Raw genomic sequence first — 23969 nt, 5'->3', positions numbered from 1 at the left:
TCGGGGTCAGTCCTCCCCGAAGGCCTGCTGCGCCGCCTCCATGGCCTTGAGCCGGGCGCCCGCCACCGGCCCGAGCCGGTCGATCAGCGCCGCGACCAGGGTCTCCACCAGCGCCAGGGTCGGGGCGAAGCTGTCGTACGGCGAGGGCGAGTCGACCCGGCTGGGCAGCACCACCTCGGCGAGGCCGGCGACCGGGGACAGCCACCGGTCGGTGAAGAGCACCACCTTGGCGCCCCGCGCCGTGACGTTCCGGGCCAGCGCCAGGGTCGCCTCCTCGTAGCGACGGAAGTCGAAGAGCACGACCAGATCGCGCCGCCCCACGTCGACCAGCATGTCGGTGCGCTCCACGGGGCTGGCCGGGAGCAGCCGGCTGTTGCCACGTACCTGCATGAGGTGCAGCACCAGGTAGTGGGCGAGCAGCGCGGAGAAACGGCCGCCGGCCGCGGTGACCCGCAGCTGCTGGTCGGCGAAGAGGCGTACGGCGGCGTCCAGCTCACCCTGCGGCAGCTCGGCGAGCGTCCCGGCCACCGCCTCGGGCAGCGTCGCGGCGGCCCGGGGCAGCGCGCCCTCCGGTGGCGCGCCGGTGCGCTCGGCCGCCCGGTACGCCGTCAGCGGTGAGGTCTCCCGCTCGGCCAGTTCCTCCCGCAGCGCCCGCTGGAACTCGGGGTAGCCGCCGAAGCCGAGCCGGGACAGGAAGCGCAGCACCGTCGGGGCGCTCACCTCGGCACGCTCGGCCAGCGCCGCGACCGTGCCCAGCCCGGCGGCCGGGTAGGAGGCGAGCAGGGCGCGGGCGACCCGGCGTTCGGCCGGGCTGCACTCGCCGAGCCGCTGGCGGACCAGCGCGGCGACGCCCACGCCGTGGGGTTCCTCGACAGGATCGGGATTCGACACGCGCCGAGCCTAACGGCCGTCCCGGGATGCGCCCGGGACGGCAAGGCCGTGGGGCGGGACGGCGGTGCCCCGCCCCACGGCCGATGGGGGATGCCGGGTCAGGACCGGGTGAGGGTGCAGGAGTAGTCGGCGGCGCCGGAGCCGGAGTACGCCTCCAGGTCGAGGTAGTAGGTCGCCGAGCCGGACGCCGTCCGGGTCAGGGTGACCGACTCGTCGGTGCCGGCGCCGTCGTTCACCGACCGGGTCAGCGTGCTTCCGTTGGAGCTGAGCAGGTAGAGGTCGGCGTCGTAGGCGGTGGGGATCGCGCAGGCGGCCGTGAGCGTCTGCCCACTTGCGAGGGTCAGGGCGAAGTAGTCCCGGTCGGTGCTGCTCTTCATGTCGCCCGTGACGGTCGCCGGGTACGTCAGCGCGGTGATGACGTTGGCGGCCGTGCGCGAGTCGTTCGGCTCGACCTCGGCGTAGGCGGACCCGCCGGAGGGTGGCGGCGTCGACGAGCAGTCGGTGACCGGCGTGCCGCTGTAGAGGCTGCCGTCGGGCACCCCGGCCCGCACGCTCTTGAGGTAGTAGCCGCAGGTGGGACGGTTGGCGAAGTCGTAGGTCTGACCACTGGTCAGCTTCCAGATCTTGAAGTTCGTGTAGGTGAGCGGCTGGCCCGAGACGGCGACCTCGGGCTGGTGGTCGCCGAGCACGACGTACGCGCTGGGTCCGCTCAACGTGGCCAGGCCGTTGCGGTCGATGTAGAGCGAAGCGCCCTCCTCGACGCCGACGCCCCAGGCCCTGCCGCCACTGGTCCGGCCGTCCTTCACGGCCCGCGCCACGAACGCCATGGTGCGGCCCATCCGGTCGCGGGTGACGAAGTGCGAGTCGTTGATCGTGTCGGCGTAGTTCGGCCAGCGGAACATGCCGGTGGTGAAGGTCAGCGATCGGTCGTACGGGTTGGCCAGCGCCGTCGCCGAGGTGGCGCTCGCGGTGCAGGCGTCGTACACGATGTCGCTGTTCACGTGGTGGCCCGCGCTGCCGCCGCCGACCCCGCCGCCCTTGGCGACCACCGACTCCACCGACACCTCCAGCGCCGTGCCCTTCCAGGCCACGTAGTTGCACTGGTCGCCGCCGGCGAAGTAGACGAACTCGGCGTTGCGGATGTCGGTGTTGACCTGGCTGTCGTTGCCGTCCCGGGCGGCGGTCAGGGTGAGCGTCGTGCAGGAGTTGACGCCGGTCAGCGGGGTGATGACGTCGCACTCCGGGGTCCCGGAGCCGGAGCCGGCCACGACCACCACGTCGATCGCGCCGGTGCCGCCGCGGATGGCGTCGACCGCCCGGCTCATCGTCGCGGTGACGATCCCGCCCGAGCCGTTCATGGTGTACGCCGGGCCGGACCAGGCCGTCCGGCTCGCGTCGGTGGCGCTGCCCTGCCGGACCCGGGTGACCTGGGCGTGGGCGGCGGTGACCCCGATCGGGGCGAGGGTGAGGAGCGCGGCGGAGGCCGCCACCAGCGTGAGTCGGCGGGGGTTGCGGGCACGGGACATGGGCACCTCCGGGGGGCCACGGATCGATGAAACAGAAGTTACAGCTGTTAATCACAAGTCTCAATAAGTAACCTCTGTTACAGTTCCGCGTCGGCCGACGATGATCCGGGCCGGAACGACACCGACCCGGCGGCGCGCTCCCGCAACGGGGGCGGGAGCGCGCCGCCGGGTCAGGACGGCGGAGGTCGGTCCGGTCAGGCGGGGGCGATACCGATCACCACGCCGGTGAAGGTGGTCGCCGTCTGCCCCCGGTACGCCGCGAAGCCGGCCCCCGGGGTCAGGTGGGCCTCCCACTGCGGGTTCTTCTCGTACGAGGTGCCGCCGACCGACGCGCAGCCGCGCCGCGCGGCCAGCCCCTCGACCAGCCCGACCATGGCGTAGTCGTAGAAGACGTCCGTCGAGGGCGCGACATCGCACGGCCCGTCCGCCGGGGTGACGGCCGGCTTGCCGGCGGCCACCACGGTGCGCCACCCGGCGGCCCGGTAGGCGTCCCCGGCGGTGAGCCGGCTCCACCGCACGCCCTCGATGCCCCACACGCCGCCGTGGTCGGTCACCCGGGCGCGGCGCAGGTCGAGCACGCTGACGCCGCGCTGCCCGAGCACCCGCAGGGACTGGGCGCGCCCGCCGACGCCGGTGACCTCCAGGGCGGTGTTCTCGTCGAGCCCGAACACCCGCTGGTGGTGGGTGTCCGAGGCCAGCCGGATGGAGCGCGCCTCCCGGCCCCGGCGGGAGAAGTGGGTGTCGACCAGGCCGGCGGTGAAGAAGCCGAACCCGCCGTGCGGCAGGTAGCCGAGCACGCCCGGGTCGTCGAAGTAGCCGGGCTTCGCGCCGTCGCGAAGTCCCGGCTCGGTGGAACCGCCGGTGATCATGTCCCGACCGGCCATGATCTGGGCGCCGGCGCTGGTGCCGGCGACCACCGCTCCGTGCCGCAGCTTGCGCCGGATGGCGGCAAGCGCCGCACTGTCGCGCTGCGGCGCACCGCGCGTCATGGTCGTGACGTAGCGGTACTGGTCTCCGCCGCCGAAGAAGAAGCCGGTCATCGACTCGATCTGCCGGACCACGGCCGGGTCGTCGGCCGCGGCCGGGTGGTCCAGGTCGATGGGGATCCACTGGGCGTCGGCCACGCCGTAGGTCCGAAACAGGTCCGCGTAGTAGTCGCCGTTGCAGACGCTGTTGTTGCAGTCGGGGGTGTCGGCGTCGGGGTCCTCGGCGGGCACCGGGGCGGCGGCGGTGACGATGCCTATGCGGGCCTTTCCGGGGCCGCCGGCCAGCCGGACGATGTCGCCGTAGATCTCGCTGTTGTCGTCGGCGAGGGCGCCGCCGACGAGCACCAGGCTGCCGCCGGTGCGATGGGTGGACGGTGCGGCCGACGCGGACGCGGCCGGTAGGGTGAGCGTGGCGACCGCGCAGACGCCGACCCCCAGGGTCAGCAGGCGGTTCAAGGGCATGACTGCTCCTCACAGGACCGTGAGGGCGGGCCGAGCACGAGCGTACGGCAGCGGGCCGGCGTCGACAATGATCGAACGACCGATGGCGTACGCGACCCGCCACCTTCCACCGCTCAGGCGTCGCGGCGGCGCAGCAGGACGACGGCGGCGCCGACGAGAGCCACCAGCCACGCCAGGAGGACGGCCGCCCCGGCTCCCGGAGTCAGCAGGTCCGGGTGGGCCCCGACGGTCATCACCGCCTGACCGGCGTTGGAGGGCAGGTAGGGCGAGACCGCCTCCGACCAGGTCTCCGGCAGCAGGGAGACCACCCCGGGCACGACCAGCAGCAGGGCCACCACGCTGGTCAGCGCGCCGGCGGTGTTCCGCAGCAACGAGCCGAGCGCCAGGCCGAGCACGCCGACCCCGGTCAGGTAGGCCGCGGCGCCGAGGACCGCCCGGAGCGCACCGTCGTCGGCGAGGGAGATGGCCTTGTCGCCCAGCAGCGTCTGCCCGCCGAGGAAGGTGAGCAGCACGGTCGGCACGAGCACGGTGAGGGACACGCCGGCCAGGACCGTGACCTTGCCGGCGAGCACCGGCCAGCGCCGGGGTACCGCGGCGAGCGAGGAGCGGATCATGCCGGTGGAGTACTCCCCCGCGGCCAGCAGCACGCCCAGGGTGCCGATGAGCAGCTGGGCGAGGTTGACTCCGCCGAGGCTCGCGCCGAGCGAGTCGAGGGAGGACGGCCCGCCGGGCGGTGCGGGGGTGCCGGGCTCGATGGTGGCGTCGGCCAGGAACGCCGAGAAGCCGAGGCCGAGCGCGGCGAAGACGACCACGGTGGCGGCCAGCATGATCAGGGAGGACCGCAGTGAACGGAACTTGATCCATTCGGCGCGGACCACCCGGAGGCCGGTGACCCGGGCGTCGGTGGGGATGGTGGCGGGCAGGGTGGCGGTCGTGGTCATCGCGGGTTCCCCTCGGAGGTGCCGGCGTACTCGACGGCGTCTCGGGTCATGGTCATGAACGCCTCCTCCAGGGAGGCCTCGGTGGCGGAGAGCTCGTGCAGGGTGAGGCCGGCCGCCGCCGCCCGTTCGCCGACCTGCTCCCGGGTCAGGCCGGTGACCTCCAGCAGGCCCGGCTCGCCGCCGGTGATCGCCACCGTCGGCCCGGCCAGCACGTCGCGCAGCGCGGTGGCTTGCGGCGAGCGGACGCGGACGGTGGCGCGGGAGGCCCGGCGGGTGAACTCGGCGAGGGAGACGTCGGCGATCAGCCGGCCGCGGCCCACCACGATCAGGTGCTCGGCGGTCTGCGCCATCTCACTCATCAGGTGGGAGGAGACGAAGACGGTCCGTCCCTCGGCGGCGAGGCCCTTGAGCAGGTCGCGGATCCACCGGATGCCGTCCGGGTCGAGGCCGTTGACCGGCTCGTCGAGCATCACCACGCGTGGGTCGCCCAGCAGCGCGGCGGCGATGCCCAGCCGCTGGCCCATGCCGAGCGAGAAGCCGCCGGCCCGTTTGCCGGCCACCTCGTGCAGGCCGACCAGGTCGATCACCTCGTCGACCCGGTGGCGGCCGATGCCGTGCGTCGCGGCCAGGGCGAGCAGGTGGTTACGGGCGGATCGGCCGGTGTGCACCGCCTTCGCCTCCAGCAGGGCGCCGATCTCCCGCAGCGGGGCGGGGTGGTCGGCGTAGGGCCGGCCGTTCACCGTCGCGGTGCCGGCGGTCGGGGCGTCCAGGCCGAGGATCATCCGCATGGTGGTGGACTTCCCGGCCCCGTTGGGGCCCAGGAAGCCGGTGACGGTGCCTGGTCTGACCTGGAAGGTCAGGGAGTCCACGGCGAGCTTGTCGCCGTAGCGCTTGCTGAGTCCGGTCACTTCGATCATGTGACCAACCGTCGCCCGCGTACGTCGGCCGCCGCGTCGGCCAGGCGCGGACACCTGCGCGTACCGCGGCCGCGGTACGCCGACCGTCGCCCTACTGCGTCGGCGGGTCCGCCCGGACGAGCCCGGTCTGGTAGGCGAACACCACGAGCTGTGCCCGGTCCCGCGCGCCGAGCTTGGCCATGGCCCGGTTCACATGGGTCTTGGCGGTGAGCGGGGACACCACCAGCCGCTGGGCGATCTGCTCGTTGCTCAGCCCCGTGGCGACCAGCGTCAGCACCTCCCGTTCCCGGTCGGTGAGCGCCCGCAGCCGGTCCGGGCTGGCCGGCGGCTCCGGCTCGGGCTGGGCCAGGAACCGAGCGATCAGCCCTCGGGTGGCCTTCGGGGACAGCAGGGCGTCGCCGGCCGCGACGGTACGGATGGCGTCGAGCAGTTCGCCCGGCTCCACGCCCTTGCCGAGGAAGCCGCTGGCGCCGGCGCGGAGCGCCTCGAAGACGTACTCGTCGACCTCGAAGGTGGTCAGGATGAGCACGCGTACGCCCGCCAGGTCCTCGTCGGCGGTGATCTCGCGGGTGGCGGCCAGTCCGTCCAGGTCGGGCATGCGGATGTCCATGAGCACGACGTCGGCGCGCGTGGTGCGCGCCCGCGCGACCGCCTCCCGGCCGGTGGCCGCCTCCCCCACCACGGTCAGGTCGGGCGCCGAGTCGATCAGCACCCGGAATCCGGCGCGGATGAGGGTCTGGTCGTCGGCGAGCAGCACCCGGACCGTCATGCGTTCTCCTTGTCCTGCGGGACGGGCAGGTCGGCGCGGACCACGAAGCCCCCGTCGGGGTGCGGGCCGGCGTGGAAGGCGCCGCCCACCGCCTCGGCGCGTTCCCGCATGCCGAGCAGGCCGAGGCCGGCGCCCGGTTCGGATCCCGCGCCGGCGCCCTGGTCGCGTACCTCGACGGTGAGCCCGGTCGGGGCGTAGCGCAGGTGGACCATGACGGGGGCGCCCGGGGCGTGCCGATGGGCGTTGGTCAGCGACTCCTGGATGATCCGGTACGCGGCTACGTCGACCGCGCTGGGCAGCGGGCGGGGCTGCCCGCTCAGCGTCCACCGCACCGGCTGGCCGGCCGCGAAACCGTCGACGAAGGTGTCGAGCCGGGTCAGGCTGGGGGCGGGTTCGGTCGGGGATTCGGGCTCCTCCTGGCGGCGCAGGACGCCGAGCAGGGTGGCCATCTCGTCGAGGACGGTCCGCGCGGCGGAGCGTACGTGCCCGAGGGCCTCCTCGGCCGCGTCCGGCCGCTGCCGCAGCACGTGCCCCGCCACGCCGGCCTGCACGTTGATCACCGCGATGTGGTGGGCCACCACGTCGTGCAGCTCCCGGGCGATGCGCAGCCGCTCCTCGGTGACCCGGCGGCGGGCCTCCGCCTCGCGGGTCTGCTCCGCCCGCCGTGCCCGCTCCTCCAGCACCGCCACGTACGCGCGCCGGCTGCGTACCGCGTCGCCGGCGGCGACGGCCACGCCGAACCAGAGCACCAGCACCACCACGGCGGGATCGAGCCAGCCGACGCCCAGCGCGACGACGGCGCAGGCGCCGAGCAGGAGGGCGCTGGCCGCGCCGGCCGCCACGGCGGTCCGCCGATCGGTCCGGGTGGCCACCGTGTACGCCGCCAGGGCCACGGTGAGCACCAACGGTCCCCGGGCCTGCTGGGCGAGCAGCGCGGTGGCCGCCACGACGGTGACCACGGCGAGGACCGGCAGCGGGTGCCGGCGCCGGAGGACCAGGGCCGCGGAGCCGACCAGGGCGAGGAGCACCGCGCCGGCCGTGAGCGGGGCGCGCGGAGGGCCGCCGGGTGGGTTCACCGGCAGGAGGCTCGCCGCGAAGAGCACGGCGGCCGGCAGCGCGTCGACGACCGTCGGATGCGCGGCGGCGGCCCGGCGCCACCGCTCGAGTCGTCCCATGCCGTCAAGGTACGGCAGCGGCCGGCGGCGGCCCCGGCGATGGTGCGGGCGGCGGTGACGCTCTCTCGGGTGCATCCGTCCGGGTCCCGCGCGGCGAACAAGGGTCGTGACGACAGTCACCGCTTGGGTCCATCGACGAAAGGCGTAACCCATGAACATGTCTCGCGTCGCCGCCCGTGTCGCGGTGGGCGCCACGGCTGCGGCCATGGCCACCACCGCCCTCGCCGCGCCCGCGCAGGCGGCCACCGCGCCGTCCGGGACTCGCTCGCTGGCCGCCGTGCTCACGGCCGACACCAGCGGCTTCGACCGCAACCCGCGGGACTTCGACGTGCTGACCGCGGCGGTGCTCGCGGTGTTGCAGGCGAAGCCGGACTCGCCGGTCAAGGTGCTGACCGACGGGTCGGTCCCGCTGACCGCGTTCGTGCCCAACGACCACGCGTTCCGCGAGCTGGTCCGCGACATCACCCACGCCCGCACGCTGCCCCGCGAGCGGGCGGCGTTCGACGCGGTCGCCGGCCTCGGCACGGACACCGTGGAGGACGTGCTGCTCTACCACGTGGTGCCGGGCGCCACGATCGACCGCAAGGCGGCGCTCAAGGCCGACGGGGCGGAGCTGACCACCGCGCTCGGCGCCACCGTCGAGGTCGACGTCAGGCACTGCTGGTACGGCCGGCAGGTGCGGCTGGTCGACGCCGACACCAGCGACCGCGACGCCCGGGTCGTGCGCTACGACATCAACAAGGGCAACAAGCAGATCGCCCACGCGGTCGACCGGGTGCTGCGCCCGATCGACCTGCCCTGACGCGCGGCGGGGCGGCGTCCGGCATCCGCCGGGCGCCGCTCCGCGCGCTCTCACAACGGGGTCCGTCCGGTGTCAGCTGACAGTATGTGCAACAATCGTCAGCATGTCAGCTGAGCGCCTCGACACGATCCTGACCGCGGCGTACGAGTGCTTCACCCGGCACGGGATGCGGCGCACGACCATGGATGACATCGCCGCGGCGGCCGGCATGTCCCGGCCGGCGGTCTACCAGTACGTCCGCAACAAGGACGACGCCTACCGGCGGCTGGCCGAGCGGCTCTTCGACGGCTCGCTCGCCCAGGCCCGCCAGGCGGCCGCCACCCCCGGCGACGACCTCACCCACCGCCTGCACGACGTGCTCGCCGCCAAGCTGGAACTCACCCTGAAGCTGCACCGGGAGAGCCCCCACGCGACCGAGCTGCTCGACACCAGCGCCAAGCTCACCGGCGACCTCGTCGAGGCGTACACCCGGGAGCTGACCGACGTGGTGGCTGGCGCGCTGGCCGACGCCGCCGGGCCGCGGGCCCGCGCGGTGGCCGACGTGCTGGTCGCGCTCACCCGCGGCCTGGAGGCCGACCTCACCGACCCCGACCTGCCCCGGCGGCGGCTGCGCGACGGCGTCGCGCTGCTCGTCGCCGGCCTGCCCGCACAGCTGGGAGACCCCGCATGACCACCGTCCTGATCACCGGCACCTCCTCCGGAATCGGCCGGGCCACCGTCCGCCGGCTCGCCCGCCGTCCCGGCCTCACCGTCTACGCGACCGCCCGCAAGCTCGACGCGATCACCGACCTGGCCGACACCGGCGCCCGGCTCCTCCCCCTCGACGTGACCGACGAGGACTCCATGCGCACCGCGGTGGCCGCGGTCGAGGCCGCGCACGGCCACGTCGACGTGCTGGTCAACAACGCGGGCTACGGGGAGTACGGCCCGATCGAGGAGACCCCGCTCGACCGCGTGCGCGCCCAGTTCGAGACGAACGTCTTCGGGCTCGCCCGGCTCACCCAGCTCGTGCTGCCCGGCATGCGCCGGGCCGGCCGGGGCCGCATCATCAACGTCAGCTCGATGGGCGGCCGTCTCGTCTTCCCCGGCGGCGGCTACTACCACTCCAGCAAGTACGCCGTGGAGGCGATCTCCGACGCGCTGCGCCAGGAGGTCCGCCCGTTCGGCGTGGATGTGGCGATCGTCGAGCCGGGACTGATCCGCACCGGTTTCGGCGCGGTGGCCTCGTCGTCGCTCGGCGCCGGCGCCGACCCGTCGGGCCCCTACCGGGAGATGGTGACCACCGTGGACACGGTGATGGCCCGGTCGTACGAGAACAAGCTGCTGTCGGCGACGCCGGACACGGTGGCCCGCGTGATCGAGCGGGCCGTGACCGCCCGCCGGCCCCGCACCCGCTACCTGGTCACCGCCGCCGCCTCGGCCATGGTCCACACCCGCCGGCTGCTCGGCGCCCGGGTCTTCGACGCGGTCAACCGGCTCCAGTTCCGCTGACCCGGTCCGCCGCGCGTCACGGTCGCACCGGGTGCCGTGGGCAACTGCGCCCGGTCGTCGGCCGCCAGCGCCGCCCACATATGGGTCGCGGCGTCACCCGCGCTCGGCGGGTGGAAGGCAGGCGGCGACCGCAGCCGGCAGTGACGCCAGGTGACTCACCGGACGCGTCAGCGGCTCGATCCAGCCCGGGCCGGCGCCGTGCACCCGGAGCGAGGGGAAGTCCCGGGCGAAGCGCACGAGACGGTACGCGCGCCCGGTGACCGGCGTCTGCGACCAGACCACCACCGTCCGCGGCCGCGTCCGGTACGTGGCGTCCGCCAGGGCGGCCCAGGGCAGGGCCGGGCCGAGCAGCAGACTGCCGACGGAACGCTCCCGCAGCGCGGCGCTGAGCGCGTGCAGGCCGAGGCTGTGCGTCTCGTGTTCCGCGCCGGCGAGCAGCACACCGTGGGCCGCTGTCGGCCGGTCGCGCCGGAACACGTCGAGCCCCACGCGTACCCCCTCGGAGAGCGCATGCTCGACGGCGATCTCCGCGGCGGTGTGGCCGCGCAGGGCCGTGAGCGCCGGTACGCAGACCTGCTCCCACGGCCCCGCGACCCCCCACTCGACCGTCAGGTCGGCGACGAGCGCGGCGACGCGGTCGGCGTTCAGGTCCTCGGCGGCCAGGGTGAGGCGCTTGCGCGCCGTCTCCACGGCCTCGGACGGCATCGGAGTCTTCAGCACCAGTCGCACTCCCGGGTATGCGGTTCCTACCGGTGGTTCGTCCGGAGAGCGCGGTGCGGATGCGTGGCGGAGAGCCGGCTGCCGGAATGGGCCTCCGCCCGGACCGGCGGCCCGGTCAGTCCCTGGGGATGCGGTGGTCCGGTGGTGCGCCCATACCGGCGGTGCTGCCCACCAGGTCGCTCAGCCCTCCGGCGGCGTTGATGAGACCGATGTGCGAGAAGGCCTGTGGGAAATTGCCCAGTTGCTCGCCGGTGTAGGGGTCGATCTGCTCGGCGAACAGTCCCAGGTCGTTGGCCCGGCCGACGAGGTCCTCGAACAGCCGCTGCGCCCGGTCGCGCTCACCGGACAGGGCTAGGCAGCCCACCAGCCAGAACGAGCAGATGACGAAGCCGGCCGGGTCGCCCTCCCAGCGGCGCAGCAGTCCCTCGTGGGCCAACCGTTGCTCCACCACCGAGATGGTGGAGCGCATCCGGGGTGCGTCTGCCGCGAGGAAGCCGACCAGCGGCATGAGCAGCACGGAGGCATCCAGGTCGTCGCCGTCCAGGGTGCCCGCGTAGGCGCCGAGAGATGCGTTCCAGCCACGGGTCAGCACGGTGTCGCGCACCTGGTCACGGGCGTCCGCCCAGCGGGCGATGTCGGCCGGCTCACCGAGCCGCGCACCGAAGCGCACCGCCCGGTCCAGCGCCGTCCAGCAGAGCACCTTCGACGAGAGGTGGTGCCGCTGCGTGTCGCGGGCCTCCCACATGCCGGCGTCGGGACGCCGCCAATCGGTCACCGTCCGGTCGGCAAGCGCCCGCAGCAGTTGCCGCACGTCCGCGGGCAGTGGGTCGTCGAGGTGCTCGCGCATCAGCCACGCCGCGCCGAGCGCCTCACCCGGCACGTCGGTCTGGCGCTGCTGCCACGCATCGTTGCCGATCGTGACCGGTCGGCTGTCGGCGTAGCCCGCGAGGTGCTCGAGGCGGTGTTCGGTGAGGTCCCGCTCGCCCGCCACCCCGTACATGATCGGCACCGGGTCGTCGCCGATCCGGCCGATCGCCCTGCCCAGCCACGCGAACTGTCTGTTGACCTCGTCCGAGCAGGCCGCCCGCCACAACGCCTCGAGAGTGAAGCTGAAGTCGCGCGCCCAGACGAAGCGGTAGTCGTAGTTCCGTTCACCACCGGGTTGTTCAGGGAGGGAGGTGGTCGCCGCGGCCACGACCGCACCGCTGGGACGGTAGGTCATGCCTTGGACGACCAGGGCGCTCCGTCGGACCTGTTCTCGATACAGGCCCTGGTACTCGTGCAGGTTCAGCCACGACAGCCACCCCGACGCGGCGTTGTCGACGACGTCCTGGGCGTCGTGCTCGGCCTGCGGGTCGGTGTCGTAGGCCGGCGCGTAGGCGAGGGTGAAGGTCTCCGTCTGCCCGTTGCGCACAATGAAGTCAGCGTGTGCCTCGCCCTCGCCGCAGGTCAGTGGGACACTCGCGCGCAGCGTCAGCCGGGCGGCGCCGGCGCTGGCGATCAGCACGCCGTCCTGCTCGTGCAGGTAGGCGACGACGCGGCCGTATTCGAAGCGGGGCCGGTAGTGCAGGCGCATCGACACGGCCCCGGAGAGCCCGTGCACGATCCTGGCGAGCAGGCGGGGAGAGCGCAGGCCGACGTCATGTCCCCGGGCGCCGGGCTCCAACGCGAGGGCGTCGAGCACGGCCACCGCGCCCTGCGCCGTGGTGTGCACCGTTCGCAGCACCAGGGTGTCGGGCAGGTACGCCCATTCGGTGCGCGCGTCGTGCACGGGGCGGATGGACCAGTGTCCGGCCTCGGGGTCGAGGAGCCGGCCGAACACCGACGGTGCGTCGAAGCGCTGCGGGCACCACCAGTTCACCGAGCCCGTCCGGTCGACGAGCACGGCGCTGTGTCCGTCGGCGAGGAACCCGTGATCGCTGATCGTCGCCTCACGCATCGCAGCGCTCCGGCGCGCGGCGACCGCGTCCGGCCGGCGCCTGGCGCGGCGTGCGGTCGGACCTCAGGTACGGGGGTCGGTGAGCCCTTCGGCCATCGTCTGGAATGGCGGGCAGATGGGGGCGCGTACCCGTGTTGATCTTCCCACCGCCGACCACGAGGAGATCGAACTGCTCCGCCGCACCGGTCATCCGGCCCCTCCTTGAGCGCCGAGCAGAGCGCCGAAGACCGGTGGCAGGCTCTGGCCCGCTAAGAATGACAGGCAGCACGCCGCCGGGCGCCCGGATCGGGCCACGGTCATGCTTTCGGGCGGGCAGCAGGGGCGGCCGTTTCACCTCCAGATCCCGCCCGAGTTCCGGCCACGAACCCGCCCTCAACGGCATGGGCATCCCGGGCAAACGCGAGGTCATCGACACCAGCCGCAACGGGGGCGCCAGCGGAGACTGGTGCGCCGACGACAACACCGACCCGGCGCATCGGGCACTACCCGACGACCAGCAGCGGCGGCAGCAACATCCACGGCCGTATCCGTAGCACCCGGGCACCGCCGCCTGCCCGTCAACGACGTGTCAAGAACGGCCGGGGCACCGTCAAATCACGGTATCGGTACCGGATTCGCCGAGGCCGACTCGCCACGATGGCGACATGACGTTACGACGGTTGAGGCGGTGGAATCGCGGACCGATACCGTGATCGAGAGACGGCCGTACCGGTGGACACCCGAGGTCACGCCCGGTGCCCCATCCTCGACACCGCCGTCCTCGGCGCTGCCCGCGTACCCGACCTCGCCCGCAGCCCCGGCGTCGCCCAGCGACGGGCCGGAGCGGCGGCACGAAGCGCTGGTCTGCGTCCGGCTGACCGCGGCTACACCCGGCAGCCGCTTGCTGGAGTACCTGCGAGCCGAGCCTGCGCGGTCGACGCATGGTGGATCGCCGCGGACATCGACGCCATCGTCCGGCTCTCGGCCGCCAGCCTGACGGTGCTGCACCGCGCCGTCGGCGACCTGCGCCGGCGTGGCGGTGCGGAAGTCGTCGTCACGCACAGCATCCTGCGGCCGCTCGACCTCGCTGCCGACGCCGGACGACCCACGGCCGCCCGGGCGCGCGCGGCGTCACCGGCATGAGCCGCCGTCGTGCCCACTGAGGCCCTCCGTCCGGGCGCGCGTCAACGTCCGCCCGGTTGCGCGGTCTTCCTACCGTGCGGGCTATGGCATACGAGCCGGTCATGGTGCCACCGAAGAACCCGCGTACGAGACGGACGGTGCTCATCGTCGTCGGTCTGGTGCTCTCCCTCTGCTGCCTCGGTGGGCTCATCGGCGGCGGCCTGCTGTGGAACCTGGCCCGGGAGGCCAGGGGGCCGGCGCACGAGCGTGTCGACACCTTCGCCGCGGCGATGGTCGCCCGGGACTTCCCGACGGCCTACGGGCAACTCTGCCGCCGGCTGCGGGACCGGCAGAGCCAGGCCGACTTCGTCCGCCAGCAGTCCGCGCAGTTCACCTCCACCGGTTACGAGATCGTCGGCGTGAACGTCACCAACAGCAACGGCCGGGTCGGCGGGCGGGCCGACGTGCGCTGGCTCCTACCCGACGGCGCCGGCGGGACCCAGGTGCTCACCCTGGTCAAGGAAGACGGCGACTGGCGGATCTGCGAGTGACGGCTCCGCACTGAGCCGACCACGTCAGGGCTCGGAGGTCCCGTCTGCGGAGCTGTTCACCACGTGTTCCTGCAGCGTCCGTCGCTTGAGCTCTTCCAGGGCGGCTTGTCCGCCCCGCTCCAGGTCCGCGACGGGGGTGCCGCTCGCATCCGTCACCGCGAGATGCCGCCTGCCCCAGATGCCCAGGCTGACCACGACATCGAGCAGGTCAACGCCCATGGGCGTCAGGCTGTACACGGCCATCTGCCGGTGGTGGGGATGGCCGTGCCGCGTCAGCACGCCGGCTTCGACCAGCCGCGCGAGCCGGTCCGACAGCACGGTGGTCGAGATGCCCTCCTCGGACTGCAGCAGCTCGCGGAAGCGGCGTTTTCCGGCGAACGCGAGGTCCCTGACGATCAGCAGGCTCCACCTGTCGCCGACGAGCTCCAACGCCTGGCTGATCGGGCACAGGGACCGCCGCGTCAGGGACATTCCACGCCTCCATACCGGTTGCATTTTCCTACCAGTCAGCTCTACCGTGAACTGGTGCTGAAAAACTACCAGTCGAGCAGCCGCCGCACGTACGTCGTCATCGCTCAAGCCACCACCCCCACCTGGCTGCGGGACTGGGCGCGCGTCGCACTGGCCGGTGATCCCGCGTGAGCAGGCTCATCGTTCAGATGCAGACGTCCGCCGACGGCTACGTCGAAGCGGCCGACCCGGCGGTGCGGTGGGCGGTCTGGGACTGGGGGCAGCACTGGTCATGGGACGACGAGCTCAGGCGGGACTTCAACGAGACGCTCCGCGCGGTCGACCGGATCCTCCTGAGCCGCAAAATGGTTGAGGAGGGCTACCTCGACCACTGGGCGCGGAGCGCGGCGGATCATCCCGACGACCCCGACTACGCGTTCGCCCGCCGGATCGGCGAGGTGGAGAAGATCGTGTTCTCGACCGGCGAACGCGGCCAGTTCCCATGGCCGCGCACCCGACCGGCAGCCGGCGGGCTCGCGGCGACCATCGCGCGTCTCAAGCCGGAGCCGGGCGGCGACATGATCGCCTTCGGCGGCACCGGATTCGCCGCCGCTCTCGCCGCCGCGGGCCTGGTCGACGAGTACCAGTTCTACGTCAATCCGACGGCGGTGGGCCGCGGGCAGTCGCTGTTCCACTCCGTGACCGGTGGGCTGCGGCTGACACTTGTGCGCTCCAGGTCGTACGCGTGCGGCATCGTCGTGAACACCTACACACCGGCGTGAGCTGGGGTGATCCCGCCGGCCCGGGGTGCTGCTGACCGGTCAGCGTCTCAGGTGGCCCAGCACGGCCAGCACCCGGCGGTTGGCGTCGTCGGACGGGGTGACCCGGAGTTTCGCGAAGATGGCGGCCGGAGCGCTGGTTCGGCACATATGTGCTCAGTTACCGTGACGGCCAGCCCGACCACATCCATTTCTGTGGATACTCGGGTGACTGATCTCCCCCTCGTCCTACCGGGCAAATCGGTGGTGGTGGCTGCGAACCGCCCGGCGGGCGCGGGGAGTGACCACGGCGCCCTGTTCGTCGGCCACCATGAAGGCAGCGGCCCTGGCGGCAGACCGGCACCCTGTCACGCAGCCCCACGCTGCTGGCCGGGTTCGGCACTCGACGCCCGCCGGGTGCCGGCCGAGGACGCGGAGTTGCCCTGGGTGACGACGATGCCGCTGGCGTAGAGCAGCCAGCCGGAGAGGCCGAGGAGCTGCACCCGCTGCCAGGCGCCGAGCGCCGCGTCCGGGTGGACCAGCTCGGCCAGCGTGCCGGCCGTGCCCACCAGCAGCACCCCGGCCACCGCGAGCCCCCAGCGGAACGAGGCGGGGCGACCGCGCCGGCTCATCAGCAGCGCCAACAGGGAGGCCAGCGCGGCGGCGATCGCCAGCGCCGAGCTGACCGAGTGCCACTGGTTCCGCCACGACAGCGCGCCCGCCTCCGCCAGCCGGGCGCACCGCGCGTCGACCGAGGGCGCGCAGTCCATCGAGCTCACCGTGCCGTCCAGTGCGGTGGCCACGCCGAAGGCGACCAGCGCCCACCACGCCCACCGCGGCCCGCCCCGAGCCCGGCGGGCCAGCGCCAGCCCGGTCGCCGACGCGAGCGCGCCGGCGACCAGGTCCCCCAGGCCGAACACCAGGTGGTACGGCTGGTCCCGGGCGGCCAGTTCGCTGGCGTACCCGTCGAGGAGGCCGAACGCCGGGTTCAGCAGGGGTCCGATCAGCCACGACGCGTAGAGGACTCCGGCCAGTGCGAGCGTCAGCCCCGGCAGCGCCCGGGCGCGGCTCACGAGGAGTCCCGGACCAGCGGGAAGGGCAGCGTCTCCCGGATCGACCGGCCGGTGAGCAGCATGAGCAGCCGATCCACACCGAGGCCCAGGCCGCCGGTGGGCGGCATGGCGTACTCCAGCGCGGTGAGGAAGTCCTCGTCCAGCTCCATCGCCTCGGGGTCGCCGCCGGCCGCGTGCAACGACTGCGCGGTGAGCCGGCGCCGCTGCTCGGTCGGATCGACCAGCTCCGAGTACGCGGTCCCCAGCTCCATTCCGAACGCGACCAGGTCCCACCGCTCCGCCAGCCGCGGGTCGTTCCGGTGCTGCCGGGTCAGCGGCGAGACGTCGGCCGGGAAGTCCAGGTAGAACGTCGGCTCGTCGGTGCGCGCCTCGACCAGCCGTTCGTACAGCTCCAGCAGCACCGCGCCGCGCTCCCACCGCGGGTCGTACGCGATCCCGGCGGTGTCGCAGAGCCGGCGCAGGGCGGCCAGGTCGGTGTCGGCGGTGACCTCCTCGCCGAGCGCCGCGGAGATCGCCTCGTTGACCGTACGGACCGGCCACTCGCCCCCGATGTCCACGGTGTCGCGCGTCCCGGGGCGGCGCACCACCGGCGACCCGTGCACCGCGACCGCCGCCGCGACGATCAGCTCACGGGCCAGCTCGCGCATCACGTGGTAGTCCGCGTACGCCTGGTACGCCTCCAGCACCGTGAACTCCGGGTTGTGGCTGTGGTCAACGCCCTCGTTGCGGAACGCTCGGCCCAGCTCGTACACCCGCTCCATCCCGCCGACGGCCAGCCGTTTCAGGTAGAGCTCCGGCGCGATGCGCAGGCTCAGCCGCAGGTCGTAGGCGTTGCTGTGGGTGACGAACGGGCGGGCGTTGGCGCCGCCGTGCACCCGTTGGAGGATCGGGGTCTCCACTTCCAGGAAGTCCCGGTCGGCCAGGGAGCGCCGCAGGCTGTGCAGGAGGGTGCCGCGGGCCCGCAGCAGGTCCCGCGCCTCCGGATCGATGGCGAGGTCGAGGTAGCGCTGCCGGACCCGGGCCTCCGGGTCGGCGAGCCCGTGGTGCTTGTCCGGCAGCGGGCGCAGGCACTTGGCGGTCAGCTGCCAGCAGGCCACCCGCACCGACACCTCGCCGCGCCGGGTCGCGTACACCTCGCCGGTGGCGCCCACGTGATCGCCGATGTCGACGGTGGCGCGCCACCGGACCAGGTCGTGCTCCAGCACCAGCTGGAGGTCGCCGCTGCCGTCGCGGATCGTCGCGAAGCAGATCCGCCCGTGGTCGCGGACCAGCAGCACCCGGCCGGCCACCGACACGGTCTCCCCGGTGCCGGTGTCCGGGGCCAGCCCGGCGTGCCGCGCCCGCACCGCCGCGCAGTCGTCGGTACGCGGGAAGCCCACCGGGTACGGGTCGACACCCTCGGCGCGCAGCCGGTCGAGCTTCTCCAGGCGTACCCGGATCTGCTCGGGCGGCTGCGTCGCGGCCGGCTCCGGCGGCACGGCCCGGACCGTCGCGGCGGCCGGCGGCACGTAGCCCACCGCGCCGCCGGCCGGCGGCACGCCGTGCAGCGGGGTGGGGCGGCCGCCCGGCAAGGCGAGGAAGCCCTCGGCGACCGCCGCGGCGAGGCCCACCCGGGCCAGCTCCCGGCGCTCACCGAAGCACAGGTAGCGCGGCGTCCAGTGCGGCTGGTACTTGGCGTTGGACAGGTACAGCGACTCCAGCTGCCACCAGCGAGAGAAGAAGAGCAGGGTGTGCCGCCAGAGCCGGATGACCGGGCCGGCGCCGATCCTCGCGCCCTGCTCGAAGACCGACCGGAACACCGCGAAGTTCAGCGACACCCGCTCGACGCCGAGCCGGGGCGCCTCACCCATCAGCGCCGCCACCAGGAACTCGGTGATCCCGTTCTCGGCGGACCGGTCCCGGCGCATCAGGTCCAGGGAGAGCCCGTCGGCGCCCCACGGGCTCAGCGACAGCAACGCCCGCACCCGGCCGTCCGCGTCCCGCGCCTCGACCAGCACGCAGTCGCCGTCCGCCGGGTCGCCGAGCCGGCCCAGTGCCATCGAGAAGCCCCGCTCGTGCTCGGTGTCCCGCCAGGTCGTCGCCAGCCTGGCCAGCTCGGACAGCTCCCCCGCCGGGATGTCCGCGTGCCGGCGCACCCGGGCCGTGTAGCCGGCGCGCTCCACCCGGTGCACGGCCTGGCGGACCGGGCGCATGTCCCGCCCGTCCAGGTCGAACTCGCGGGCCAGCAGGATCGCCTCGTCGCCCAGGTGCAGCACCTTGAGCCCGTGCCGGTGGTACGCCCTGGCGCCCGCCTCGCTGGCGCCCATCACCGCCGGGGTCCAGGCGTACGCGCCGGTCTGTTCGAGCCAGGCCTCGATGGCCGGCCCCCACGCCTCCGGGTCCCCCACCGGGTCGCCGCTGGCCAGGCTGACCCCGTTGACCACCCGGTAGGTGATGGCCGCCTTGCCGCTGGCCGAGAAGATCGCCGCCTTGTCCCGGCGGGTGGCGAAGTAGCCGAGCGAGTCGCGCCCGCCGTGCCGGGCGAGCAGTTCCCGGATCCGCTCTTCTTCGTCGGGGTGCAGCACGGCGGCGGCCCGCTGCGACCGGAGCAGGGTGAACAGGCCGGCGACGAAGGCGATCCCGCCGAAGGCGCCGAGCAGCAGGTTGACCCAGCCGGGCGCCTGTCCCTGCCGGGTGACGTCCAGGGTGACGGCCCCGCCGAACACCTTCTCGACGGCGTAGCCGAGCCGGTCCACCCAGGTGCGCAGGCTGCCGGGCTCGACGAGGAGCAGCAGGTAGCCGAGCCCGACCGCGGCCGCGGCCAGCCCGAGGAAGACCCCGAGGGCCCGCCAGAGGCTGCCGCTGCGCACCCGGGCGTAGAACTCCCGGCGGGCGGCCAGCAGCAGGGCCAGCGCCCCGGCGGCGAAGGCGATGCCGACCCAGACCCCGACCGTCTCCAGCGAGGTGAACAGCCGCTCGCCGGCGTCGTCGGTGAGGTCGTTGCTGCCGATCACCAGCAGCAGCACGCCGGCCAGCACGCCGACGGCCAGGGTGAGGGTGAAGTAGACGAGCAGCACCCAGTACGCCAGCCGCTTGCGGCGCAGCACCGCCGAGGCGAGGGTGCCGAGGAAGACCGCGTACGCCAGGTTCGCCGGGGCGGGCAGCAGCAGGGCGTCGATGGCGGTGCGGACCGGCTGGATGTCGGAGCGGACGGCGCTGCTCAGCGCGGCCAGCGCGCAGACCACCGCGACCACCCAGAGAAGCGTCGCGAAGGCCCGCGGCACCTGGCGTCGCCAGTCCCGGCCGGCGCGCCGCGCGTCTCCCACCGTCCGCGGCGCGGTGCTCGGGCTCAACGTGGCCTCCCTCGTGCCGGTGACCCCCGGCGACCGGCTGATCTTGACATCCTCTCCGCCCTAAAGGGCGGAGATTCCCTCCATGCTGCGCGTGGACCGCGCGGCATCCGGGTGGGTTACCGCTTCGCCACGCGGTGCCGGGAGGAGACCCGGTCTTACCTGCGCTCCACGGTCGTTTCGACTCTCCGCCTGTCCGGCGGCGAGCACGTTGATGGCGGCGTTGGCGTCTCGGTCGTGGGCTGCTCCGCAGGGGCAGTCCCACGCTCGGACGTTGAGTGCCATCTTGTCGTTGATTCGGCCACACTGGGAGCACATGCGGGTCGACGGGAAAAATCGGTTCACCCGCCCGAAGGTGCGCCCGTGCCGGGCCGCTTTGTACTCCAGCATGGCGGTGAAGCTGGCCCACCCGGCGTCGTGGACGCTTTTGGCCAGCCGGGTCCGGGCGAGACCGGCGACGCACAGATCCTCGACGTACACCGCTTGGTTCTCGCGGATGATCGCCGTGGACAGTTTGTGCTGCCAGTCGCGCCGGGTGTCGGCCACGCGGACGTGTGCCCTGGCGACCTTCACGACGGCCTTCTTGCGGTTGCTGCTGCCCCGCTGCTTGCGGGACAAGTCCTGTTGCAGCCGCTTGAGTTTGCGGGCCGCGCGGCGCAGGAACTTCGGAGCGGCCACCTTCGTGCCATCCGAGAGGACCGCGAAGTGCGTCAGGCCCAGGTCGATCCCGACCTCCGAGTCCAGCTCGGGCAGCAGCTCGTCCCCGGTCTGGACGACGAACGAGGCGAAGTGTCGCCCGGCCGCGTCCCGGATGATCGTCACGCTGGACGGGTCCGAGGGCAGCGACCGGGACCAGCGCACCGTCACGTCGCCGATCTTCGGCAGCCGCAGGCGGCCGTTGTCGAGCACCTTGAACCGGGAGTTTTTCGTGAACCGGATGGCCTGCCGGTTGTCCTTGCGGGACCGGAACCGGGGCGGGGCCATCTTGCGGCCCTTGCGCTTGCCAGTGATCGAGGCGAAGAAGTTGCGGTACGCGGTGTTCAGGTCCGCGAGAGCCTGCTGCAACACCACGGCCGACACCTCGCCCAGCCACGCCCGTTCCGGGGTCGCCTTGGCCTGCGTGATGACCCGCTTGGACAGCTCGGCGTCCGAGACGTACGGCAAGCCTTGCTCGCGGGCTTCCTGCCGTGCACGCAGCCCGTCGTTGAACACCACCCGCGCGCACCCGAACGCCCGAGCCAGCTCGATCTGCTGGCCGGGCGTCGGATACACGCGGAACTGGTAACGGAGCTGCACAAAGGCACACGGTATCATGTTGGGCTATGGCCGAATCTCAAGGCATTCGCACTGGCAGGCACTGCGTTTTCGCAATGCACGTCCACTTGGTTTTCGTGACGAAGTTCCGGCACAAGGTGTTCGCCGACCGGCATCTGACCCGGATGGAGGCGATCATGCGGGACGTGTGCACCGACTTCGAGGCGGAGCTGGTCGAGTTCAACGGCGAGAACAACCACGTGCACCTGCTGGTCAACTTCCCACCCAAAGTCGCGGTGGCCCGGCTGGTCAACAGCCTCAAGGGCGTCTCCTCACGGCGGCTGCGGCAGGAGTTCCCCGACCTCGTGCATCATTACTACCGGGCCAACAAGCTGTGGTCGGGCTCGTACTTCGCCGGGTCCGTCGGCGGGGCACCGCTGAGCGTCGTGAAGCAGTACATCGAGCAGCAGAACCGTCCCGGTCAAGGCACTGCTCGGGCCCAGCGGCCCTCCCAGCGCGGGCCCTCACCCCCGGCCTGAAGGCCGGAGCACTGGCCCGCATTCCGGTAGCCACGCCCGCCGTCGGTCCCCGGCCGAAGCACGACACTCCCCCGCTGTGCTGACGGTGTTCACCAGCCGGTCCGGCCGAGGGTCGACGCTGTGCGCGACAGGCGGAGGCCACGGCAACGGCCGGGCGGTAGCCTGCCGTCATGGGGAGCGCCGAACTGGATGAGTTGATCGTCGCGGATGCCGACGCGCTGCGGGCGTGGTTGTCGGCCAACCACGACACGTCGCCCGGTGTCTGGCTGGCCCTGACCAAGAAGGGCGGCACGGTCACGACGCTGACCTGGCAGCAGGCGGTCGACGAGGCCCTGTGTTTCGGCTGGATCGACGGTCAGGCCCGGAGAGGAGACCAGGAGACCTCCTGGATCCGGTTCACCCCGCGCCGGGCCCGCAGTTCCTGGTCGCAGCGCAACGTCGCCCACGTGGCCCGCCTGGAGGCGGAGGGCCGGATGCTGCCGCCGGGTCGCGCCGCGGTGGAAGCCGCGAAGGCGGACGGGCGGTGGGCGGCCGCCTACGCCCCGCCGTCGGAAGCCGAGGTGCCGGACGACCTGCTGGCCGCCATCGCCGCCGACCCCGACGCCCAGGCCATGTTCGACGTCCTCACCAAGACCAACCGGTTCTCTCTCATCCACCGCGTCAACGCCGTCAAACGAGCAGAGACCCGCCAGCGGAAGATCGCCGAGTTCGTCGCCATGCTGGCCCGCCACGAGACCATCCATCCGCAGAAGGCCAAGCCCTCGACATCGCCGTAACCGGATCTTCCTGGTGCCCGAACCCGGCTCCACCTGGGCGGCGCGGCGCAGGTAGGTCTCGGCCGGCTGGGCGGCACCGGCCACGTCGGCCCGGGCATGACCATGTCCGCGGCGATCTGCTCGCTCGCACCGGACTGCACCTCCTAACAGTGTGCACTCCCCCGGTGGAGGGAACGGGGTCCCGCCGCGGTGGGAGGACAGCCCCGCGGGTCGGCACGGAGCATGGCCTCATGAGCAACAAGCCTTGTCCGGTCCGTCCCGGGCTGCGCACACCGGCCGTGGCCGAGAGGGTCACGCGATGACGTGGCGGCAACGGCCCCAGCGGGTCCAGGTCCCGGACGGCGTGGCAACCGGTCCCGCACGTCGCCGCGCCGCTCCGCAGGCGGTCGGCAGGTCCGGTCTTTCGGCTCGTTCCTCCCGTTCGGCTGCCGCTGCTCGGGTCCGGCGGTGGGCGGTGGCCTGCGTCGTGTTCGTCGTCGTCGAGGTGACCGTGCGGGCGTACTGGATCTCGGGGGGCCGGTGGGGGTACACGGCCTGCGACCGCACCCATCTGGTCGACCCGACCGGCGGGTGCGGCGCGGATCTGGTCGAGACGCTGCCGTTGCGGGCGGGGTGGGGAGCGGTGGGAGTGGGCGCCGTCCTCGCGGTGCTGGTCGTGTGGCTGGTCCGGTTCCCCGGCCGCTACTCGGTCGCCGGTGGTGGGGCGGCCGCGGCGCTGCTCCTGGTCCTGTCCTTCCCGCTGCATCTGCTCTTCGAGATCCCTGCGGCGTTGGTGGGACGCCCCTCGGACTGGCGCGATCTCGGCGCGCGCCTCGTGCTGGCGACCGGCGGTCTGCTGTTCGCCGGGCTCACGAACGCCTGCGCTCCGCGGCGCGGTGCGCAGGCGGCCGGCTACCAGCCGGTGCCGCGGTGGACCCGCCGCTGGGCGTACGTGACGGTGGCCCTGCCGGTGGCCGGCTGGGCGGTGCCGCACGGGCTGTGGGCGCTTGGCGTTCCGTTCGGGATCCCGCAGCGGGAGCTGGACGACATCCACCGGAGCCTTTCGACGGGGACGGGCGTGGCGATCACCCTCGTCCCGCCGCTGGCCGGCCTGCTCGTACTCGGGTTGGTGCAGCGCTGGGGGCAGCGGTTCCCGCACTGGCTGCCGGGGCTGCGCGACAGACGGGTTCCCCCGCTGTTGGCGGTGGTCCCCGCCGGGGTGGTGGCGCTCGCGCTGGTCACCTACGGCATCCTGAGCGTCGCCGTGCTCGTGCGGCAGGTTCTCCGCGGCGAGACGCACTGGTCGCAGGTGCGTGAGGGGTGGGCGGTGACCGGCACCCTGCTGGTGTTCCTTTGCTGGGGAGTGGCACTGGGCGTCACCACCACGGGCTACGCCATCGCCACCCGGCGCCGGCCGGAGCGGGCCGTGCGTCCTGAGCAGCGTGCGCGGTCAGCCGTGCGGGCCGCCGGTGACGTAGCCGACCTGGCCGGTCACTAGGTCCAGGTCCTCGGCGATGAACAGCCGGACGGCTCGGGCCAA

22 protein-coding genes are annotated in these 23969 nt (G+C 73.1%); 8 read left to right on the top strand and 14 right to left on the bottom strand.

From position 1 onward, the window contains the following. Nucleotides 1-6 precede the first annotated feature (6 nt). From GCE86_RS09910 to GCE86_RS09880, 7 genes are all read right to left on the bottom strand, one after another. The gene (locus GCE86_RS09910; protein ID WP_154226671.1) at nucleotides 7-891 is read right to left on the bottom strand and encodes a MurR/RpiR family transcriptional regulator; all 885 of its coding nucleotides are present in this window, start codon (nucleotides 889-891) and stop codon (nucleotides 7-9) included. A gap of 98 nt (nucleotides 892-989) precedes the next feature. Next, a complete protein-coding gene (locus GCE86_RS09905) occupies nucleotides 990-2417 on the bottom strand; it encodes a hypothetical protein (RefSeq protein ID WP_154226670.1) in 1428 nt (475 codons plus the stop codon). A gap of 194 nt (nucleotides 2418-2611) precedes the next feature. Continuing rightward, complete coding sequence (locus GCE86_RS09900; RefSeq protein ID WP_154226669.1) at nucleotides 2612-3865, bottom strand: cyanophycinase; 1254 nt, start codon at nucleotides 3863-3865, stop codon at nucleotides 2612-2614. A gap of 113 nt (nucleotides 3866-3978) precedes the next feature. Continuing rightward, nucleotides 3979-4806, bottom strand: a complete 828-nt coding sequence (locus GCE86_RS09895) for an ABC-2 transporter permease (RefSeq protein WP_154226668.1) — start codon at nucleotides 4804-4806, stop codon at nucleotides 3979-3981. Then, complete coding sequence (locus GCE86_RS09890; RefSeq protein ID WP_154226667.1) at nucleotides 4803-5723, bottom strand: ABC transporter ATP-binding protein; 921 nt, start codon at nucleotides 5721-5723, stop codon at nucleotides 4803-4805. The genes GCE86_RS09895 and GCE86_RS09890 overlap by 4 nt, the downstream gene beginning before the upstream one ends. Nucleotides 5724-5814: 91 nt before the next feature. Continuing rightward, nucleotides 5815-6492: a response regulator gene (locus tag GCE86_RS09885; RefSeq protein ID WP_154226666.1), complete on the bottom strand. Its 678-nt coding sequence runs from the start codon at nucleotides 6490-6492 to the stop codon at nucleotides 5815-5817. Beyond that, on the bottom strand, nucleotides 6489-7667 hold the full coding sequence (locus tag GCE86_RS09880; protein ID WP_154226665.1) for a sensor histidine kinase: 1179 nt from the start codon (nucleotides 7665-7667) through the stop codon (nucleotides 6489-6491). The genes GCE86_RS09885 and GCE86_RS09880 overlap by 4 nt, the downstream gene beginning before the upstream one ends. Before the next feature lie 151 nt (nucleotides 7668-7818). On the opposite strand from GCE86_RS09880, the gene GCE86_RS09875 reads away from it, so the two are divergent. The 3 genes from GCE86_RS09875 to GCE86_RS09865 all read left to right on the top strand — a co-directional run bounded on the left by GCE86_RS09875 (nucleotide 7819) and on the right by GCE86_RS09865 (nucleotide 9960). Next, on the top strand, nucleotides 7819-8469 hold the full coding sequence (locus GCE86_RS09875) for a fasciclin domain-containing protein (protein WP_154226664.1): 651 nt from the start codon (nucleotides 7819-7821) through the stop codon (nucleotides 8467-8469). A 103-nt stretch (nucleotides 8470-8572) separates the two neighbouring features. Beyond that, on the top strand, nucleotides 8573-9139 hold the full coding sequence (locus tag GCE86_RS09870; protein ID WP_154226663.1) for a TetR/AcrR family transcriptional regulator: 567 nt from the start codon (nucleotides 8573-8575) through the stop codon (nucleotides 9137-9139). Then, a complete protein-coding gene (locus tag GCE86_RS09865; protein WP_154226662.1) occupies nucleotides 9136-9960 on the top strand; it encodes an oxidoreductase in 825 nt (274 codons plus the stop codon). Before GCE86_RS09870 ends, GCE86_RS09865 begins: the two co-directional genes overlap by 4 nt. Before the next feature lie 93 nt (nucleotides 9961-10053). Here the strand turns inward: GCE86_RS09865 and GCE86_RS09860 are convergent, their stop codons facing one another. The 3 genes from GCE86_RS09860 to GCE86_RS09850 all read right to left on the bottom strand — a co-directional run bounded on the left by GCE86_RS09860 (nucleotide 10054) and on the right by GCE86_RS09850 (nucleotide 13660). Next, nucleotides 10054-10680, bottom strand: coding sequence for a transcriptional regulator (locus GCE86_RS09860; protein WP_244317251.1), 627 nt, complete (start codon nucleotides 10678-10680; stop codon nucleotides 10054-10056). 115 nt (nucleotides 10681-10795) lie between these two features. After that, complete coding sequence (locus GCE86_RS09855) at nucleotides 10796-12619, bottom strand: glycoside hydrolase family 15 protein (protein ID WP_154226661.1); 1824 nt, start codon at nucleotides 12617-12619, stop codon at nucleotides 10796-10798. 594 nt (nucleotides 12620-13213) lie between these two features. Next, nucleotides 13214-13660: a hypothetical protein gene (locus tag GCE86_RS09850; RefSeq protein ID WP_154226660.1), complete on the bottom strand. Its 447-nt coding sequence runs from the start codon at nucleotides 13658-13660 to the stop codon at nucleotides 13214-13216. 164 nt (nucleotides 13661-13824) lie between these two features. On the opposite strand from GCE86_RS09850, the gene GCE86_RS09845 reads away from it, so the two are divergent. Further along, complete coding sequence (locus GCE86_RS09845) at nucleotides 13825-14271, top strand: Rv0361 family membrane protein (RefSeq protein WP_154226659.1); 447 nt, start codon at nucleotides 13825-13827, stop codon at nucleotides 14269-14271. Nucleotides 14272-14295: 24 nt separating this feature from the next. Here GCE86_RS09845 and GCE86_RS09840 read toward each other — a convergent pair whose 3' ends face one another. After that, nucleotides 14296-14742, bottom strand: coding sequence for a winged helix-turn-helix transcriptional regulator (locus GCE86_RS09840; RefSeq protein WP_154226658.1), 447 nt, complete (start codon nucleotides 14740-14742; stop codon nucleotides 14296-14298). A 188-nt stretch (nucleotides 14743-14930) separates the two neighbouring features. On the opposite strand from GCE86_RS09840, the gene GCE86_RS09835 reads away from it, so the two are divergent. Continuing rightward, complete coding sequence (locus GCE86_RS09835; protein ID WP_204342158.1) at nucleotides 14931-15503, top strand: dihydrofolate reductase family protein; 573 nt, start codon at nucleotides 14931-14933, stop codon at nucleotides 15501-15503. 344 nt (nucleotides 15504-15847) lie between these two features. Here GCE86_RS09835 and GCE86_RS09830 read toward each other — a convergent pair whose 3' ends face one another. The 3 genes from GCE86_RS09830 to GCE86_RS09820 are packed head-to-tail and all read right to left on the bottom strand — an operon-like array spanning nucleotide 15848 to nucleotide 21177. Beyond that, nucleotides 15848-16552, bottom strand: a complete 705-nt coding sequence (locus tag GCE86_RS09830; protein WP_154226656.1) for a DUF998 domain-containing protein — start codon at nucleotides 16550-16552, stop codon at nucleotides 15848-15850. Continuing rightward, nucleotides 16549-19884 carry a bifunctional lysylphosphatidylglycerol synthetase/lysine--tRNA ligase LysX gene (lysX, locus tag GCE86_RS09825; protein ID WP_204342159.1) on the bottom strand — a complete coding sequence of 1112 codons (3336 nt, stop codon included), beginning with the start codon at nucleotides 19882-19884 and terminating at the stop codon, nucleotides 16549-16551. Before lysX ends, GCE86_RS09830 begins: the two co-directional genes overlap by 4 nt. A gap of 60 nt (nucleotides 19885-19944) precedes the next feature. After that, nucleotides 19945-21177, bottom strand: a complete 1233-nt coding sequence (locus GCE86_RS09820; RefSeq protein WP_154226655.1) for an RNA-guided endonuclease InsQ/TnpB family protein — start codon at nucleotides 21175-21177, stop codon at nucleotides 19945-19947. Nucleotides 21178-21203: 26 nt separating this feature from the next. On the opposite strand from GCE86_RS09820, the gene tnpA reads away from it, so the two are divergent. The 3 genes from tnpA to GCE86_RS09805 all read left to right on the top strand — a co-directional run bounded on the left by tnpA (nucleotide 21204) and on the right by GCE86_RS09805 (nucleotide 23927). Continuing rightward, nucleotides 21204-21674, top strand: a complete 471-nt coding sequence (gene tnpA, locus GCE86_RS09815) for an IS200/IS605 family transposase (RefSeq protein WP_154226654.1) — start codon at nucleotides 21204-21206, stop codon at nucleotides 21672-21674. Between the two features lie 170 nt (nucleotides 21675-21844). Beyond that, nucleotides 21845-22450 (top strand): YdeI/OmpD-associated family protein, encoded by a 606-nt coding sequence (locus tag GCE86_RS09810; RefSeq protein ID WP_154226653.1) that lies wholly within the window; start codon nucleotides 21845-21847, stop codon nucleotides 22448-22450. Nucleotides 22451-22904: 454 nt separating this feature from the next. Then, nucleotides 22905-23927, top strand: a complete 1023-nt coding sequence (locus tag GCE86_RS09805; protein WP_154226652.1) for a hypothetical protein — start codon at nucleotides 22905-22907, stop codon at nucleotides 23925-23927. Nucleotides 23928-23969 lie beyond the last annotated feature (42 nt).

Origin of the sequence: Micromonospora terminaliae, from assembly GCF_009671205.1 — a bacterium.
Taxonomy (GTDB): Bacteria; Actinomycetota; Actinomycetes; order Mycobacteriales; family Micromonosporaceae; genus Micromonospora; species Micromonospora terminaliae.
The sequence above is the reverse complement of the archived record's forward strand: the minus strand, read 5'-3'. Positions and strand labels throughout refer to the sequence as shown.

Coding starts and splice junctions, on each gene's coding strand:
- GCE86_RS09840 (WP_154226658.1), bottom strand. CDS start 14,742: ATGTCCCTGACGCGGCGGTCCCTGTGCCCGATCAGCCAGGCGTTGGAG.
- GCE86_RS09865 (WP_154226662.1), top strand. CDS start 9,136: ATGACCACCGTCCTGATCACCGGCACCTCCTCCGGAATCGGCCGGGCC.
- GCE86_RS09855 (WP_154226661.1), bottom strand. CDS start 12,619: ATGCGTGAGGCGACGATCAGCGATCACGGGTTCCTCGCCGACGGACAC.
- GCE86_RS09885 (WP_154226666.1), bottom strand. CDS start 6,492: ATGACGGTCCGGGTGCTGCTCGCCGACGACCAGACCCTCATCCGCGCC.
- GCE86_RS09810 (WP_154226653.1), top strand. CDS start 21,845: ATGGGGAGCGCCGAACTGGATGAGTTGATCGTCGCGGATGCCGACGCG.
- GCE86_RS09845 (WP_154226659.1), top strand. CDS start 13,825: ATGGCATACGAGCCGGTCATGGTGCCACCGAAGAACCCGCGTACGAGA.
- GCE86_RS09900 (WP_154226669.1), bottom strand. CDS start 3,865: ATGCCCTTGAACCGCCTGCTGACCCTGGGGGTCGGCGTCTGCGCGGTC.
- GCE86_RS09905 (WP_154226670.1), bottom strand. CDS start 2,417: ATGTCCCGTGCCCGCAACCCCCGCCGACTCACGCTGGTGGCGGCCTCC.
- GCE86_RS09895 (WP_154226668.1), bottom strand. CDS start 4,806: ATGACCACGACCGCCACCCTGCCCGCCACCATCCCCACCGACGCCCGG.
- GCE86_RS09880 (WP_154226665.1), bottom strand. CDS start 7,667: ATGGGACGACTCGAGCGGTGGCGCCGGGCCGCCGCCGCGCATCCGACG.
- GCE86_RS09870 (WP_154226663.1), top strand. CDS start 8,573: ATGTCAGCTGAGCGCCTCGACACGATCCTGACCGCGGCGTACGAGTGC.
- GCE86_RS09890 (WP_154226667.1), bottom strand. CDS start 5,723: ATGATCGAAGTGACCGGACTCAGCAAGCGCTACGGCGACAAGCTCGCC.
- GCE86_RS09875 (WP_154226664.1), top strand. CDS start 7,819: ATGAACATGTCTCGCGTCGCCGCCCGTGTCGCGGTGGGCGCCACGGCT.
- GCE86_RS09835 (WP_204342158.1), top strand. CDS start 14,931: ATGCAGACGTCCGCCGACGGCTACGTCGAAGCGGCCGACCCGGCGGTG.
- tnpA (WP_154226654.1), top strand. CDS start 21,204: ATGGCCGAATCTCAAGGCATTCGCACTGGCAGGCACTGCGTTTTCGCA.